Origin of the sequence: uncultured Porphyromonas sp. (assembly GCF_902489635.1) — a bacterium.
Classification (GTDB): Bacteria; Bacteroidota; Bacteroidia; order Bacteroidales; family Porphyromonadaceae; genus Porphyromonas.
On record NZ_CABUAN010000001.1, the window covers coordinates 93,780 to 111,080 of the forward strand.

General features: G+C 48.4%; 12 protein-coding genes. 6 read left to right on the forward strand and 6 right to left on the reverse strand.

Annotated features, from left to right (window positions below; genetic code table 11):
- Positions 1–45 precede the first annotated feature (45 nt).
- Both pfkA and mutY read left to right on the forward strand, forming a co-directional pair.
- Positions 46–1,029, forward strand: coding sequence for a 6-phosphofructokinase (gene pfkA / locus RDM37_RS00380; protein WP_308554180.1), 984 nt, complete (start codon positions 46–48; stop codon positions 1,027–1,029).
- Between the two features lie 13 nt (positions 1,030–1,042).
- On the forward strand, positions 1,043–2,134 hold the full coding sequence (gene mutY, locus RDM37_RS00385; RefSeq protein ID WP_308554182.1) for an A/G-specific adenine glycosylase: 1,092 nt from the start codon (positions 1,043–1,045) through the stop codon (positions 2,132–2,134).
- A gap of 575 nt (positions 2,135–2,709) precedes the next feature.
- Here mutY and rd read toward each other — a convergent pair.
- Together rd and RDM37_RS00395 are read right to left on the reverse strand one after the other, a co-directional pair.
- The gene (gene rd / locus RDM37_RS00390; RefSeq protein WP_004330944.1) at positions 2,710–2,874 is read right to left on the reverse strand and encodes a rubredoxin; all 165 of its coding nucleotides are present in this window, start codon (positions 2,872–2,874) and stop codon (positions 2,710–2,712) included.
- Positions 2,875–2,913: 39 nt separating this feature from the next.
- On the reverse strand, positions 2,914–3,165 hold the full coding sequence (locus RDM37_RS00395) for a GlsB/YeaQ/YmgE family stress response membrane protein (protein ID WP_308554185.1): 252 nt from the start codon (positions 3,163–3,165) through the stop codon (positions 2,914–2,916).
- Between the two features lie 224 nt (positions 3,166–3,389).
- Between RDM37_RS00395 and bioD the strand changes: the two genes are divergently transcribed.
- The 3 genes from bioD (at position 3,390) to RDM37_RS00410 (ending at position 7,163) form a co-directional block, all read left to right on the forward strand.
- Positions 3,390–4,067 (forward strand): dethiobiotin synthase, encoded by a 678-nt coding sequence (bioD, locus tag RDM37_RS00400; protein ID WP_308554187.1) that lies wholly within the window; start codon positions 3,390–3,392, stop codon positions 4,065–4,067.
- A gap of 45 nt (positions 4,068–4,112) precedes the next feature.
- Positions 4,113–6,371, forward strand: a complete 2,259-nt coding sequence (locus tag RDM37_RS00405) for a RelA/SpoT family protein (protein ID WP_308554189.1) — start codon at positions 4,113–4,115, stop codon at positions 6,369–6,371.
- Between the two features lie 69 nt (positions 6,372–6,440).
- Positions 6,441–7,163: a TatD family hydrolase gene (locus tag RDM37_RS00410; protein ID WP_308554191.1), complete on the forward strand. Its 723-nt coding sequence runs from the start codon at positions 6,441–6,443 to the stop codon at positions 7,161–7,163.
- Between the two features lie 1,206 nt (positions 7,164–8,369).
- Here the strand turns inward: RDM37_RS00410 and RDM37_RS00415 are convergent.
- The 4 genes from RDM37_RS00415 to RDM37_RS00430 all read right to left on the reverse strand — a co-directional run bounded on the left by RDM37_RS00415 (position 8,370) and on the right by RDM37_RS00430 (position 15,987).
- Positions 8,370–9,041 carry a hypothetical protein gene (locus tag RDM37_RS00415; protein ID WP_308554193.1) on the reverse strand — a complete coding sequence of 224 codons (672 nt, stop codon included), beginning with the start codon at positions 9,039–9,041 and terminating at the stop codon, positions 8,370–8,372.
- Positions 9,042–9,201: 160 nt separating this feature from the next.
- Positions 9,202–12,459 (reverse strand): Eco57I restriction-modification methylase domain-containing protein, encoded by a 3,258-nt coding sequence (locus RDM37_RS00420; RefSeq protein WP_308554196.1) that lies wholly within the window; start codon positions 12,457–12,459, stop codon positions 9,202–9,204.
- A gap of 7 nt (positions 12,460–12,466) precedes the next feature.
- Positions 12,467–15,763: a helicase-related protein gene (locus RDM37_RS00425; RefSeq protein ID WP_308554198.1), complete on the reverse strand. Its 3,297-nt coding sequence runs from the start codon at positions 15,761–15,763 to the stop codon at positions 12,467–12,469.
- A gap of 5 nt (positions 15,764–15,768) precedes the next feature.
- On the reverse strand, positions 15,769–15,987 hold the full coding sequence (locus tag RDM37_RS00430; RefSeq protein ID WP_308554200.1) for a helix-turn-helix transcriptional regulator: 219 nt from the start codon (positions 15,985–15,987) through the stop codon (positions 15,769–15,771).
- Positions 15,988–16,114: 127 nt separating this feature from the next.
- Here RDM37_RS00430 and nspC point away from each other — a divergent pair, with 127 nt between their 5' ends.
- Positions 16,115–17,281, forward strand: coding sequence for a carboxynorspermidine decarboxylase (nspC, locus tag RDM37_RS00435; RefSeq protein ID WP_308554202.1), 1,167 nt, complete (start codon positions 16,115–16,117; stop codon positions 17,279–17,281).
- Positions 17,282–17,301 lie beyond the last annotated feature (20 nt).

A 17,301-nucleotide genomic window follows, 5' to 3' on the forward strand; every position in this document is an offset into this window, starting at 1 on the left:
TGCTACCTTTGTAGCATAGATCACTATCTAAACTAACACTTGAGCATGAATCGCATCAAACGCATTGGCGTACTCACATCGGGCGGTGATGCCCCTGGCATGAATGCTGCTATACGGGCCGTCGCTAGAGCCTCTCTGTACCACGGCATATCCGTATGTGGCATCATAAAGGGCTACACAGGACTTATCGAAAACAATGTCATCGAGCTTACCGTCGAGAACGTAAGCAATATCATACAGCGTGGAGGCACTATCCTCAAGACAGCACGAAGCCATGAGTTCGAGACTACCGAAGGTCGTGCTCGTGCTTACCAAGTTATCCAGGAAAATGAGATAGATGGTCTCGTCGTCATCGGTGGTGACGGCTCTCTCACCGGCGCACGACTGCTAGCCAATGAGCATAACCTGCCCATCGTAGGCATCCCCGCTACCATCGACAACGACCTCGCTGGCACAGACCTCACGATAGGTTATACGACAGCTCTCAATACCATTATGGATGCTGTCGACAAACTAAGAGACACCGCCTCAAGTCATGAGCGCATCTTCTTTGTCGAGGTCATGGGACGTGAGTCTGGATTCCTAGCACTCAATGGAGCCATCGCTACGGGGTCAGAAGGAGCTCTCATCCCCGAAGACCCAACCAGTACCGAGGCTCTCAAGAAGATGATCGAGAGTGGCTTCCGCAAGACCAAGAGTAGTAGCATCATCCTCGTCACTGAGAGCGGTGAGCGGGAGGGACAGACACTCTTCATCGCCGATGACTTCAAGCGTCGCTACCCCAAGTTTGACATTCGTGTCACCATCTTAGGGCACCTACAGAGAGGTGGTATACCATGCGCTACTGACCGTATCATGGGTAGTCGAATGGGTGCAGCTGCCGTGCAGGCACTCCTCGATGAGCAGCGCAATGTGATGATCGGCTACGACAACGATGAGATCGTCTACGTACCTTTTGTCAAGGCGACCAAAAAGCAAAAGCGCATCGACCCCGACCTCATCGACTTGCTACACATGCTCTCTATCTAAAGAAGCTCCCCTTTTGAGTACACTACTCAACAAGCTACACAGCTGGTACCAAGAGAATCATCGTAAGCTACCCTGGCGAGACATAGACGACCCCTATCGTATATGGCTCAGTGAGGTGATCCTACAGCAGACGCGGATAGATCAGGGGACGAGCTACTACTTACGATTTGTCGACCACTACTCCACCGTCTCAGACCTCGCAGCTGCACCGCTTGACGAGGTGCTCAAGCTCTGGGAGGGGCTGGGCTACTACAGCCGTGCGCGCAACTTACATCGTGCGGCTCAGATCATCGTTCAGGAGCTTGGAGGCACCTTCCCGACAGACTATAAGTCAGTGCGAGCTCTCCCTGGCATTGGCGACTACACCGCTGGAGCCGTCCTCTCCTTTGCCTATGATCAACCATACCCCGCCGTCGATGGCAACGTGCTACGCGTCCTGAGTAGGCTCTACGCCTCTGAGGAGCCGATAGACACCACACAGGGAAAGAAGTACTACACCGCTCTAGCCAAACAATTGGTCGAGAAAGCTCCGCACCCAGGGCTACACAACCAAGCAATGATCGAGCTAGGCGCACTCATCTGCACCCCCCAGCTATGCGACTGCAGCCGCTGTCCCGTCCGTAGCGAGTGCCCCTCAGCCGATAGCCCCGAGCGAGCACGCCTGCCTCGCAAAGCACTCAAACTCTCCGTCCAGCCCCGACACTTAGGTTACCTCTTTGTACTCAAAGGGGGCCCAGACCACTGGCAGACGATCCTCTACCAGCGCCCCACTGGCGATATATGGGCCAAGCTCTATCAACCCACACTACTATACGATCAGCCCACAGCTCCGCAAGAGGAGCTACTCCTACAGCCTCTGCCTGAGCCTCCTGCAGCACTAGCGCATTGCCAGCTGCACCCCTTCAGACGCTATAAGCATCGCCTCACGCACCGACAGCTCTACATCGACTGCTACTACACCATACTCCCTGACAGTAGCACCCCACCGCTGCCCGATGGCGGTGTGTGGGTACCGTTACACGATGAGAGCGAGTGGCTGGCACTCCCCATCACGCTCAAGAAAGCACTCCAGCAGCTCACCGACCATATCGAGACTGCTGAGTAGTTCTTAAACTCCGTAAATCTTACGAGTAACGATTTATACGCCCACTCGCTAGCTCTCATCTGCGGAGACTGTTGCAAAAGTCAACAGTCTCACAATCTTGCTTGCAAGATTGTCCTGACTTTGCAGAAAGGATGAAGCGCAAGGCGCTGAGGGTGAGGTCTGAAGGGAGCATACCTCCGTATGTGACCGAAGCCGAATCCCGAAAGCAACACAGCGATTCGCCTTTATGCAACAGTCTCCTGTGAGTCGCTATTGAAGCGTGGGATACTCGTCTATGCAGTTTGTATCGTGCTGTAGTCGTTACACATACGAGTTCCAAAAATAGTTCCCTTCTTGGAACTTTTTAGTTCCAACAGAGGAACTCTTTAGTTCCAACGGAGGAACTCTTCAATTCCAAGGGAGGAAAACTAAATTTCCAACGAAGGAAATCTCCCCCCGCTCTGGACCATATATTGTTCGCCTATCGTGGGAGAGGCTCTAGCTCCTCAACAGAAGAGGTGCCCTACAACCAAGTCTTGGTCATAGGGCACCTCTTTGTTAGTTGTTGTGTCATCTAGTGATGACGTGGCACAGGCTTAGTCCTCCATTGGAGAGAACTGATCCTTAGATACGCCACACAGTGGGCACTCCCAGTCATCGGGCAGATCCTCAAAAGGTGTGCCTGGAGCTATACCGCTATCGGGATCGCCCTCTGCAGGGTCATATACATGGCCACATACATCGCAAACGTACTTCTTCATAATTCTTTCTTTGTAATAGAGTGTTAGTATGGTATGGGGCTACTTTTTCTTCTTATTGAATAGCCCTACGACAAATAGGATAACACAAGCTCCTACGACAGCACACACGAGTTGTGCCCACCAGGAGGTTCCTTGAGTTGCCCCGAAGAGCGAGTAGACCCAGCCTCCGACAACACCACCGAGCATACCGATGATGATGTTCCATAAGAACCCGAGAGACTGTCCACGCATGATCCAACCTGCAATAGCTCCTGCAGCTAGACCGATTAGTAAACTCCAAAGTAATCCCATAGTATTCAGTGTTTAATAGTTAGTGTAATGTTGGCTTAACAGCCCTGCGTCAGAGACTTCTACTTAGACAAGCCTCCTCTTCGGTGACAAAGTTAATCTAATCTTGTGACATAGGCAAACCGTCCAGCCAGCCCAGATTTGGCACAGCTCATTCGCCGATTGATAGCTATTCTGTACCTTTGTAGATGGAGGAGATTGCCCTCCTCCATTTAGTAGATAATGCTATGAAGAGTAACACACGACAATTACTATCCCCGCCTGATCGGCTCTACATCTGTGGTATAGACACAGACATAGGCAAGACCTATGGCACGGCCTTCCTCATACGTACGCTCAGAGAGGCTGGTCATACAGCTTGCACCTCGATGAAGTTGGTCCAGACGGGATGTCACGAGATCAGTGAAGATATAGAGACCCATCGTCGTCTACTCGGAGAGCCACTCTCGGAGTGGGATCGCCAGGGGCTCACCTGTCCCTACCTATACAGCTACCCTTGCTCACCACACCTTGCAGCACGTATGGATGGTGGTGAGATAGACCCCAAGCGACTCAACGAAGCTACCCGCCATCTGCAAGAGCTGGGTGCTAAGCCGCTACTCGTAGAGTGTGCCGGCGGACTGATGGTGCCACTCACCGAGCATCTCCTTACGATAGACTACATAGCGCAGCAAGAGGATCCACAGGTAGCACTCGTCACCAATGGCAAGCTGGGCAGCATCAATCACACGCTGCTCAGTATCGATGCTTGCATGCACCGAGGCATTGAGGTGCGATACCTTATATATAATGTGTATCCCGAACAGGATACCACAATAGAGCGTGAGACCATCACCTATCTCCAGGGATGGCTCGAGGAGCATCTACCCTCTTGCCTCTTTATGAAGATGCCTATAGCTGGCTAGATATAACAATAGAGCTACTGTCTAACCTTTTTTGTTCCCCTTACTATGGAAGACATTTACCCCGTAGATTATAGTAACTCGACACTCTCCGACGAGGAGATGATACAGCGTGAGTACGATGCGCTGATCTATGACTATGAGCACTCAAATCACCGCAAGAAGGTAGAGGTGATACAACGTGCCTTTACCTTCGCACGGATGGCTCACGAGGGGGTCAGGCGCAAGAGCGGAGAGCCTTACATCATGCACCCGCTCGCAGTAGCTCGTATCGTGTGCCGTGAGATAGGTCTGGGCTCTACATCCATCGTCTCTACCCTACTCCACGATGTGATCGAGGACACGGAGTACACAGAGGAGGATATAGAGCAACTCTTCGGGCCCAAGGTGGCACAGATCGTCGTCGGACTGACCAAGATAAGTAGCGAGATACTAGCTGAGCGAAACATAGAGAGCCTACAGGCTGAGAACTTTCGCAAGCTGATCCTAACGATGAATGCGGACATTCGCGTGATCCTTATTAAGATTGCCGACCGTCTGCACAATATGCGTACGCTGAGCTCAATGCCTGAGCATAAGAAGCTCAAGATAACGGGCGAGACTCTCTACATCTATGCTCCGCTGGCTCACCGTCTAGGGCTGTTTGCCATTAAAACGGAACTAGAAGAGTTGGTCTTCAAGCATGAGCACCCGAAGGCTTACGAGGATATCTGCAACCAGATTATCGATACGGAGCAGTCTCGTGCTGAGCTCTTTGAACTGTTTAGCACACCTATTCACCCACTCCTCAAGGCTCGTGGACTAGACTATGAGATGAAGACCCGTGTCAAGTCTTGCTACTCGATCTGGAAGAAGATGCAGAAGAAGCAGATCCCCTTTCAGGAGATATACGACCTCTACGCCGTGCGTATCATCTTTGAGGAGACACCTGGACTCAATGTCAAGGAGACTTGCTGGGGCATCTACACCGACATCACGAGCCTCTACCGTGTCAACAACGAGCGGACTCGTGACTGGGTCGCACAGCCTAAGAGCAATGGTTACCGAGCACTACACTTTACAGTCATGGGCCCCACGGGTAAGTGGATCGAGGTGCAGGTGCGTAGCCGCAAGATGGACGAGATAGACGAGCGGGGACTAGCAGCTCACTGGAAGTATAAGTCGGACGGTGTGGAGGAGGATCAGGAGATCACCAAGTTCCTCGACCAGATCAGCGAGCTACTGGAAAACCCCGACTCGAGTGCCATGGACTTCCTCGACACGATCAAGCTCAACCTCTACGGAGACGACATCATGGTCTTTACTCCCAAGGGAGACCCCATCACGCTTCCTCACGAGAGCACGCCGCTAGACTTTGCCTATGCACTCCACTCGACACTCGGACAGACTTGTATCGGCGCCAAGGTCAATCATAAGCTGGTGCCTCTCAGCCACCCGCTACAGAGTGGTGACCAAGTGGAGATCATCTCTAGTAACAACCAAAAGCCCTCAGCACTATGGCTCAAGTATGTCAAGACGGCTAAGGCTAAGAGCAAGATCAATGAGTTCCTCCGTACAGAGCGTCGCAAGCTAATCAGCCAAGGTGAGGAGAGTGTGATCAACTACTTCGAGCAGCACGATCTCTCTGTCGATGCGGGACACATGGATCTCGTAGCATCACTCTTTGGCTTTCATAAGCGCGAGGACCTCTTCTACGCTGTTGGCTCTGGCACGGTCAATCTTGTGGACTCACTCTACAAGCGGATCAAGTCGAGCAAGAGCAATCGCTTCTTCAAGTCGGTCAAGGAGGCACTCATAGGCAAGCAAGAATCCATGCCCAAACCTACAGAGTCCATCTCTCAGATCAGTGAGATAGACTACAAGAAGCCTTACCTCCTCCAGAGCGATGCGATCAAGAGCAACTACGTCATGGCAGACGACTGTAATCCGCTGCCAGGAGACGAGGTGGTCGCCTTCGTCATAGATAACCAAGTAGTGGTGCACCGACGTACCTGTACCGAGGCTATGCGCCTCAAGAGTAGCACTGGCAATAAGCTTCTCTCGACTATCTGGGGCGATCAGGGGGATACCCTCTTCACAGGTTCGATCATGATCGAGGGTATCGACTCTAAGGGCATCCTCAACGGGATCGTACAGGTGATCACAGAAGACTTTCTAATCAATATCGCCTCTGTACAGCTTCAGACGCAAGACGGGATCTTCGGAGGAAAGGTAGGACTAGAGGTGCACTCAGCTGAGCAAGTGGAGCAGCTCTGCGCAGCACTCAAGCAAGCTCCTGGCATTAGCAACGCTTACCGCGTCTACTGATAGAGACTGTTGCAAAAGTCAACAGTCTCACAATCTTGCTTGCAAGATTGTTCTGACTTTGCAGAAAGGATGAAGCGCAAGGCGCTGAGGGTGAGGTCTGAAGGGAGCATACATCCGTATGTGACCGAAGCCGAATCCCGAAAGCAACACAGCGATTCGCCTTTATGCAACAGTCTCGAGTGGAGCGGTGGTGTCGCAATCGAGGAGGGCCAGCTCTACTCAATAGGCTTTCACCCCTGGTCACTGCCTCCAGAGGGGAGCTTGACACCACTCATTGATCAGATGCAGAGTCGCCTAGCAACTGTTCCACAGATCGTCGCTGTCGGCGAGTGTGGCATCGACAAGGTGCGGAGCAATGCGACACTCGCAGAGCAACTCGTCTGGCTAGAGGCGCAGATGCGCTTAGCCTGTCAGTTACAGCGCCCGATCCTCCTACACACGGTACGTGCGTGGGCTGAGATGATTAAAGTGCGTAGTCAGATGGCGCAAGAGTTTGCGCAGCTCCCCCCGATGGTGCTACACGGCTTTCGCGCTAGGGGAGAGGTGGCGCAGATGATGCTGAGCAAGGGCTTTGTGCTCTCCTTCGGCCGTCGCTACGATGCTGAGGCTTTGCACTTAGCCTATGAGGCGAAGGCTCTCCTCGTCGAGACCGATGAGATCCCCAACGGACTTACGCATCGAAAGGCTATAGAGGCGACCTACGCCCACATCGCCGGGGAGCTAGCTACCACGCCAGAGGCCTTGGTAAGCCGAGTGGCGGCGACTCCATTCTGGAAGCAGATCGAAAGCTAAGCTCCGCAGGGCAAATTCAACGCCGGATCGTTACAATAATTTAGAACCGACTACATATCAAAACGGAGCTGTGTCGGAGAAAAGTGATTTCCACGTGGATATTTCGAAATATCCACGTGGGGAATTTTTATTTTCCACGTGGGGAAGAAAAAATTCTTCGGAGGAATCAAATGAAACTTCGGAGGAAATGAATCACGCCCACGTGGAAAATAAAAAATATCCACGTGGAGATTTGAGATTTTCCACGTGGATATTCGAGAAAGGAGGGAATCGGACAAATCTCTCTGTAAAGATGTGTAAATAGAGATTAGAGGGCAGAGGTTAGAGGGCAGGACTGACACATTATTATATATAGGGAGCTCATCTAAGCCTCGCTTGTTGCTCATGTGTAGCTCCTGACAGAGCGATTATGAGACTATTGCATAAAGGCGAATCGCTGTGTTGCTTTCGGGATTCGGCTTCGGTCACATACGTAGGTATGCTCCCTTCAGACCTCACCCTCAGCGCCTTGCGCTTCATCCTTTCTGCAAAGTCTAGATAATCTTGCAAGCAAGATTGTGAGACTGTTGACTTTTGCAACAGTCTCAATAATTTAGAACCGACTACATATCAAAACAGGGCTGTGTCGGGGAAAACTGATTTCCACGTGGATATTTCGAAATCTCCACGTGGATATTTTTTATTTCCCAGGTAGGAAATAAAAAATTCCTCGGAGGAATCAAATGAAACTTCGGAGGAAATGAATGACGCCCACGTGGAAAATAAAAAATATCCACGTGGAGATTTGAGATTTTCCACGTGGATATTCGAGAAAGGAGGGGATCGGACGAATTTCCCCGTAAAGATATGTTATTAGAGATTAGAGGTTAGAAGTTAGAGATTAGAAGTTAGAGAGACGTGTAACCCTTTGTAGGGGCGCACGGTCGTGCGTCCGTTGTAGAACGGCAAAACAAATAGCCCCGTAACTTTGACGGGGACGGACGCCCTCCCACTCGACACTCTCGTGCGTCCCTACAGGGTGCAGTAACACCAGCCAACAGCCAACGGCTAACAGCTAACAGCCAACAGCTAACGGACACAACGGACGCCCTCTCACTAGATACTCTCGTGCGTCCCTACAGGGTGCAGTAACACCAGCTAACAGCCAACAGCCTCATACATAATGCGTCAGCCCTGGAGCGAGGTCGGGGTGGTTCGTATATTCATTCATGATACTCTATTATCGGCTAACTTTACTATAAGTCCCAAGTGTAGAACTTGAGAAACCTTATCAAGAAACGCTTTCTTCATTGGGTTGTTGCTATGCGTAATAAGTAGCCAACCACCACCCAAGTCCTTTTGGCTTTTGCCATACTTTTCATCCCTTCTGTTAGAGATGACAGGAACCTTGCAGAATTTCAAGTTATAATCCTCCACCACTTTACGAACTTCGGCTACACCAATTTTCTTGACTACTTTCACGAGCGTTTCCACAGCGGTCTTTTCTGCTATTTCGGTGCCATCGGGGAAGATGACAGAAAGGTCGCGAGTCGGGCCACGCTCTATCTTATCATCTGTAGCCTTTTGCTCATGACTGGAGTGTGAAACCTCAGGGTCGAGTACAATTTCTTTGGCATCATCCAGCTCTGCTGTGAAGTTACGCTTACGACTAAGGTGAACACTGAGTGGCTGCCCGGGCACATAATCTACCACCAACACCAATTCACGCTGCACTGGTTGCAGTGCTGGTTCAATGGTCTTGGTCAATACGGGAAGAATCTCTTTCTTGATGATTTCTTCTTCAAGTTCGCTGGCCTTTTGTTCAAGGTCATCGTGTACAGGAAGCCCTTCTTTGCGAAGGGTCTCCATGGCTTTATATAGGTCGTCTAATCGGCTCATAATTTCTAAAGTTTGTCTTCTTCAATGCGGGAATTAGATAGTTTTCTCACCTCGTCAATCTCTCGGATTAATTCCTCCGAAGAGGGAAGATAGAGTTGATATTTCGAAGATAGGATGAATTGCGTCCGCAGTGTGGACGCAATTGGATAAAGTCGATAGATTAGGCCTCCTTAGTGTATTCTTCTTCTGTTATCGGAGTTTCGGGATCTACTATCTTCACTTCATCGTAGGTGAGACCGTAAAGATGATATACCAAGCGGTCGATTTCTTGCTCGTCGGCAGTAGTGTCGGCAGAGGGGTCGAGACGCTTGGAGTATAGGATGTTGTCTACGAGCGTTGTGATTCTACTCTCAATATTTTGCACTGCCTCGTAAGCAGGAATAGGGAAAGGCTTGATATAGTCAGGTTTATATCTGAAATATCCATTAGCCAATACCGTACCAGTGTTTACCAAAAAACGCCAACAGAGTGTTGAATTGAGCAAAGCCAACAAAAATTTGTAGCTATCTTTGACACCTTCTTTTCTGAGGTATCCATAAATGGTGGTTGTTTGATAGAATTGTCCATTTACATCATATGCAAAATTACCACCCATTGATATATCAGGTGCTACTAACTTCTCATTATCTGCTGCATCCATACCTTGTTTCCTTCCAAATTGGAACCATTCTCCTTTGATATCGAATCTACCGTGCTCTCTAGCTTTAAGAACATCTTCGCATTCTTTTAAGTAAGAGTATGCCTTAGGGAAGTCTTGAGATAAATAGTCTTCTTTCATTAAAACGACCTTAGAATCTGGCTTCCTTTCATACGGAAAAATCACCACTCTCTCCGTCTTAATATCATCATAGCGATGTACATCATCGCCTTTTAGCAAAGGACGTACTATGCCTTTCTCCACAGCTACCTCCTTGTCTAGTTCAGCAGACCATCCATAAACGATATCATTCTCTTCTCGACAATGATTAAGGAAATAGACGGGATCCTTGCTAGTTGCAAGACCTTGGAATATCTTTGAAAACACATCGCTCACTCGCCTTGGTTGTTCATTTAGCTTTTGAAGTACAGCCGTTATAGCACCTTGTGTAAGCACCCATGCATCGGATGTTAGACTTGATGCGTCTATTTGTCCGAAATCATTTAACCCTTGCAGATACGTATTCAGTTCATCATTAGTCTTGAGGTCTGATTTCAGCTCGTTGTAATCCAAGTGCTCACTCTCGGGAATAAACCATTGTAATCCTGTATAGGTGGAAGCATTGAATACTTGATATTCAGAGAAGTTAATAATGCGCGACATAGCCTTGCGTGATGCAACCACTTTACGCAAGCCTTTGCCAAAGGCTGCATTGGTCCATTTTACAGGCATAATGAAATTGACCACTCCTTTTTGTTGAATCATATTAAGAGCCTGTTCTGCAAAACAAACATAAAGATCAAAGGAACCAGTTGCAGACGTAAAGGTTTGACCTAGAAGGTCAGCAAAAGCAGAATCACTCTTTCGGATACCCTGTATGCGTAGATACGGCGGATTCCCGATAACTATATCAAAGCCTCCCTCCTTAAACACATCATGAAAATAGGTATGCCACAAGAAGAAATCAGTATTAGGAAGCTCTACAGTATCCTTAATACCAGCCGCATCAATGCACTGCTTTACGGCAAAGTCTATATTTTCACGAAGTTGACGTTTTTCCTCGTTGTCAGTGGCTCGGAAATACCTCTTCATATACTTGCCAAGCTCTTCCGCTTTGGGTGCAACAAATAAAGAATTGTTATGAAGTAGATTGGAAAGGTCTAACCCCTTGTAGCTCTCAATCAGAGAGTTTCCCTGCATAATCTTATAGTCCAAGTTAGGCAGCGGTTCCGGCTTTACAGAGTCCACCACAAGTGCCAACCAGAAGCGCAGGCGAGCAATATCTACAGCACCTTGCTCAATATCCACACCGTAGATATTATTCTGAATAATCTCACGCTTGATTTGACCACTCGTTTCTTCGTCGGTTTCCTCAATATTCTCATGCAGCACACTGCGACAAGCAAATATTTCATTCATCAAGCCCATAGGGAAGGCGCCCGAACCGATGGCAGGGTCACACACCTTCACGTTGCGCAAATGCTTGTTCAGGCACTCGCAGGTCTGGACATCCTCTTGAAGTTTGTCCGTCAGCTGGTGGTTGTTGACCAACGTCTTAATGGAGTCGGCATGCTCCACGCCATTATTCGAGCAAAGATAAGAGATCAAGCTCTCCTTGCACATATAGCGCACAATCTCCTTGGGCGTATAGAATGCGCCCTTATCTTTGTTGTCCTCCAAAAGGTTTTCGAAAATCTTGCCCAACATTTCAGGGTCAACGCCGATTTCCGCATCATTGGGGTCGTTTTCGTCGATGGTGAAGTTGTACTGCAAGAAGAGGTTCAGCAGGTCGTGGAAGTACTTTTTGGGAAACTTTGACTGCGCCTTATCCTCCTCCTTTTGTTCAAAGAGTTCACCATTTAGATAGGGTACCTTGACAGTGCCGATACCATTGACGTTGGTGTCGAATACATCATTAGGGCGGAGCACATTGAGGCAATTAAAGAACAAGGGTTCGAGTACTTGATCCAAGAAGTCTTCCTTCTGCGCTTCGGTGGCATAGTCGTAAAGATGCTGCATGAAGTAAGGGTCACCGCCTGCCCAATCATTTCTATCGGTAGGCACACCCATCCAGCCCTTCTTTTGAAGGAACTGTAGGAACACAATGCGTCCCATCAAATTCTTTACGTAGTCGCGGATGTACTTTTGGCTGTCCTCATTGCTATTCCACTGAGCAAACTCAGGACCGAAATAACGTCTATCATCTGCATTCTGATAAATGAAGTCACAAAAACGCTCATAGTGCTCTTTGTACAAGCCAAAGAACTCCTCGGTGAGTGCTTCAACAGAGAATGCTTTTTTTAGTACCTCAAACGAGGGTCCTTCTGAACGGATGAGTGCAAAGCGCTCGATAGCAGTACGGTACAGGTTGTCCTTCTCACCGAAGACAAAGGTATAGCGCTTGACTGCTGTAGCTTCGCCTTTAATATCGCTGATTAAAGACAAGCGCCAGTGCTTGCCATCGGAGAAGACAGCAAGGGCGGCATCAAATTGCCCCCACTTGGAATTGATGAAAGTACGCACAAGATTGCGCAGGCCTACCTTTTTACGAGCCACATTGCTATGACCTATTTCGTAATAGAACAGACCAATCCGATAGCTATCACTGGTATTGATGGCACCAATGTAGCAACCCTTATCACAGTCGGCAGGGTCGGAAATAGGCTCTGCCGTAGTACGCAGTTCGTCAGCCTTGAAGAAATCCCTCAGCATAGCAAACCACTTGTTATAGTCGAACTTTGCCTGAAATAAAGCTCTGAAATCTTCTTTTGAATAGTTCATATTTCAATCAGATAAAAGATTCAGAAATAATAATTTGAGGGTCACCGATGGCCACTTGGTTGCCTTCTTTGTACTTGTCTTGCGTGTTATACTCAGACACCAAAGTATCGAGTTTTGATTGCAAAACAAATTCGTCTTGCTTCATTTTCGCCCTATCGTTTTTATACTCACGGGCCAATTCACGGATGTATCTCGGTAACTTCTGATAGACACCGGCTGTTACAAAAGCCATGAGTGTATCGCAATGCTTCTTGAGAGTAGCATCCTGAGAAATCTGCTTCACAGTGCGCAGGAAGTTATTGGCTTCCAACGAGACCTTGTCAAGGTCGGTGCGAACAACCGTATTGGTGTCTGCTACCTCCACAAAATCGCGCACATACTTCTCCAAAGCCTTGTTGACATTCTTATAATGTGCTTCTTCGTTCGTGAAGGGCAATGCCTTCTCTTCGGGTTTGGCCCTGAGATAATCCACGGCATCCAAGAAGTCGATGATATGCACGTTGTTTTCTTCTGCAAGATAGAACTCAGTCTTGACGTTGGATGACACAAAGACAATGGTCTGGCCTGCACGTTTCTTGTTGTCTCGAAGTACACGGCTCTTCATGGGAAGTGCCTTAATCTTGTGGTAGAGTTTTCGGTCGCTATTATACAGTTCACGCACCTCACGCAGCAGGGCAATCTTCTTATCTACTGAGTCTTTTACCTTGCTGTCAAAGATTTCAAACTGCCTAACGATTTCTTCCTTAGAATAAATCTGAGCATCTTCGCCAAAGGCAGAATGGAAACCTTGCAGCTTCACCAAAGCATTGGCATATAGCTGAATCTCATGGTCACCCTGTTTTGACGGGTAGAACATGTAGTTGTAGATGTTCTCTGCTTTCGATCCGATACGGTTCACACGACCAATACGCTGCATCAGTCTGGTGGCATTCCAAGGTGAATCGTAGTTGATGATAACATTGGAACGGTGCAAGTTGACTCCTTCGGCCAATACATCCGACGTGATGATGATATTGTATTCACGACTATCTGTGCTGTCGTTGGCATCAAAGTTATGTTTGATGCGCTCCTTCATGTCGTTACGGTTCTTAGCCGTTACCATCAGTACGTCATTGCGCCCCAGCTCTTCGGTCAGTCGACCGTAAAGATAGGTCAGGGTATCTACACTTTCAGAGAAGATGACCAGTTTCTCTTCAGGGTTTTTATCTTTATCCAAAAAGTCTGGCATCAGATGTGCTTTAAACTCGTCGAACTTAGGGTCTTCGTTTTCTTTTGCCCAGTCTTCATTCAACACCTTCAGGAGTTTGACATCATTCTCAAGCATTTCTCGGAATGAGGGGTCGAAATCATCTGCTTTGAAGAGGAACTCACTTTCATTATATCCCTTACTAATAGCAAATTCAATAATTTCGTCCAGTTCCAGATCCTTCATCATCAAGTCTTTGACGTTGAGTTTAGGGGCAATGACGACCTTGTCTTCCTCGAACATCTTGATCATATCCTGCGTGATGCGCAGCAGTGTGGCCAATGATTTCTTGAAGGCATAGAAAGAGCTTTCCAGTCGTTTCACCATGTGAACACGATAGATGGCTGCCAATGTTTGGGCTACATGAACAGCATTACCAAATCGGGCACGAAATTCGGGCTTCAAGAACTCAATGGCACGATAACGAGCGTATTCAAGGTGCTTAGGGTTTTCTTCGTCCGAAAGCGTAGCCAGTGTTTCAAAGAAACGCTTGCTGGTGTCTTCATCCATCTTGTATTCCAAAGGTACGGGAGGGAAAATGTTAGGGAATACAATGCCCTGTTCCTGAATATCGTTGCAATAATCAGGGTCGTTCAGGATGTTGTTACGTGTACGACGTACAGTTACCTTATCAATCACCTTCTTACGAATATTGTCATAGAGTTTATCCACATCATCCGTCACATTGCGTGTCTCACGCTCCTTCATCAGCTTCTTGTAGTCCGTGATAATGGGAGTGAAGAATGCCTTCAAGTTGGGCACACCATCAATCGTGCAACTTTGGCTATTCTGAAAGAGCAGGAGCTGATTGAGCAAGTCCTCAGGACGATTGTTCAAAGGGGTAGCAGAAAGCAGCATCACTCGTTTCTGAGTGCTGCGCAGCAAGCCAGGGTTACAGCAAGGCGACTTGCAGATTTTCTGTAGTTCGTCATATTTGTTGGCGCTATCGCTACGGAAGCCGTGCGCTTCGTCCACGATAATAAGGTCAAATTCTTCCTTATCCTTATACTGGTCTTTCCCTTCAAGGATTTTATTTAAGCTACCATTGGTGATGAATTGGGCGTGCTTCTTGATACCAAACAACTTAAACGTGCTCTTCCAGTTATCTTCCAGAGCAGGAGGATATACAACCAAAATGCTGGTATTACGACCATTGGCTTCTATGTAGCGCTTAGCTATCATAGTAGCAATCATTGTCTTACCAAGACCAACGACGTCGGCAAGGAAGCATCCGTTGTGGTCGAGAAGCATCTGATACCCCTGTATTACAGCGTCCTTTTGGTACTTCAAATCTTTGACACCATCAGGGAGTTGAATCGTGAAATCATCTTCGACCTGATCACCAAAGGCATCGATGAGTACTTTGATGAACAGTTCGTAGGGAGTTGGCTGATAGCCCAAATAGGTTTTCTTTTTGAAGGCATCAATATCATCAAGCGTCAAAGGCACACCTTCTTCCCATAATCTTTTGAACTCCTCATGGCAAAAGTCAACATCTTCAAAGTCCTTCATGGATACGTTCAGCTCATATCTTGGCGGTTGTGTCAAGCCCAGACCTGAATCAGAGATATTTGACGAACCCATGATAACCCAACCATCCGTATTCTCATTATGGTTATTGGGTAGGCATAGATAGAACTTGGCATGTAAATTCTTTGAAGCATGAATGCGCATTTGCAGGCGACCATCAGCTATGTCTTGAATCATGGTCATGATACCTTCTTCCACTTCGGGGGTGTAACGAGCATTCTTAATATCCTCCACAAAGTCTTGTTCATAGATACTCATGGCTTTCTCCTCGTCAGAGAGGAAGAGCAGAGCCTTGTTGTGCCTGCGGAATATATCATCGATGTTGATACCCACTAATATCTTGATTTCTTCCACATCCTTACCATCGCCACCTTCTAACTCCTTGCGGAGCTTGAAGTAGCCAGACGAGCGGAAGAAGCCTACGACAGCCAGAAATCGGTCGAAGTTAGGCATATTCTGTGCAATGCCCCTCAATTTTGCAAAGAGGGAGTTGCCATCTGTATTATTGAAAAAATGAGTTCTAGCCATACACATTAATTGTTCGTCTCTCGTTCTTCTTTGTCAGTAATCAGGTCTTTCAAATCGACATTCAGTATCTTACCTATTTCAGCGAGTGTATTCAAACTCGGCTGTAGCCTTTGACTACAATAGGCATTTACAGTACTAAAATGACAGCCCAACTGCTTGGCTAACCAAGTTTGAGTTGTGCCCCGACTATCAAGCACTTCTTTTATACGATTCAGCTTTTCCATATAAAAATCTATATTGATGGCATGCAAATGTAGCGAACTTTATGCTATACCACAAACTTAATACGTTAAATCTGCGATTTTTGGTGCTACACTTGCTATTTAGTACCTTTGCAGGAGATTAAGTACTATGCTCCCTATGCAACCCCACAAGATGACCACACCTTACTACCTACTAGAGGAGTCTCTCCTGAGACGTAACCTCGAGCTGATACGATCCGTAGCAGAGCGGGCGGGCGTGGAGATTATCTTAGCCTTCAAGGCGTACGCTCTCTGGCGCACCTTCCCTATATTTAAGGAGTACATCCACGCCAGCACGGCTAGCTCGCCGTGGGAGGCTCGCCTAGGCTACGAGGAGATGGGAGCGCCCGTGCATGCCTACACACCCGCTTACAGCGAGGACAATATCGCAGACTTCGTGCGCTACAGTAGTCATATCACGCTCAACTCGCCCACCCAGTGGCAGCACTTCGGTCCGGCATCTCCTTACGCCGCCGAGCACATCTCTTACGGTCTGCGACTAAACTTAGCCTACTCGCCTGTCAAGACGGAGATCTATAACCCCGCCATGCCAGGGACACGCTTCGGCGTGAGTTCCGAGACGCTTCGACAGATGGAGCAAGAGGGTGCTTTGACAGGACTAGAGGGTGTGCATCTGCACGTCCTTTGCGAAGGTGATGACAAGCAGTTGGAGTCTGTATTGGAGCGTCTCGAGGAGCGCTTTGGCTTTATCCTAGACAAGGTGCAGTGGCTCAACCTCGGGGGCGGACACTTGATGACGCATCGGGAGTACGATACGGAGCATCTAGTGGCATTGCTGCGTGCTTTCCGTGAACGGCACCCAAACCTGAGAATTATCATGGAGCCGGGCAGTGCTTTCGCGTGGCAGACGGGCGACCTCTACGCTCAGGTGGTGGATATTGTTACCAACGACGGCATCAAGACGGCGATTATGAACGTCTCCTTCGCCTGCCACATGCCTGACTGTCTTGAGATGCCCTACCATCCAGTCGTGGAGGGTGCCACACAGTGCGATACACCCGAGGCTGGCACGCACAGCTACCGTCTAGGAGGCAATAGCTGTCTGAGCGGCGACTATATGGGCTACTGGACCTTCGACCATCCGCTGGATATTGGCGAGACGCTCGTCCTCAAGGATATGCTACACTACACGACGGTCAAGACGAACATGTTCAACGGGGTACAGCATCCCGCCATTGCGCTGCGTCATCTTGACGGCTCCGTGGAGACGCTCCGTAGCTTTGACTACTCGGACTACAAGTCTCGCATGGACTAATCATTAAACCTAGAAGAAAG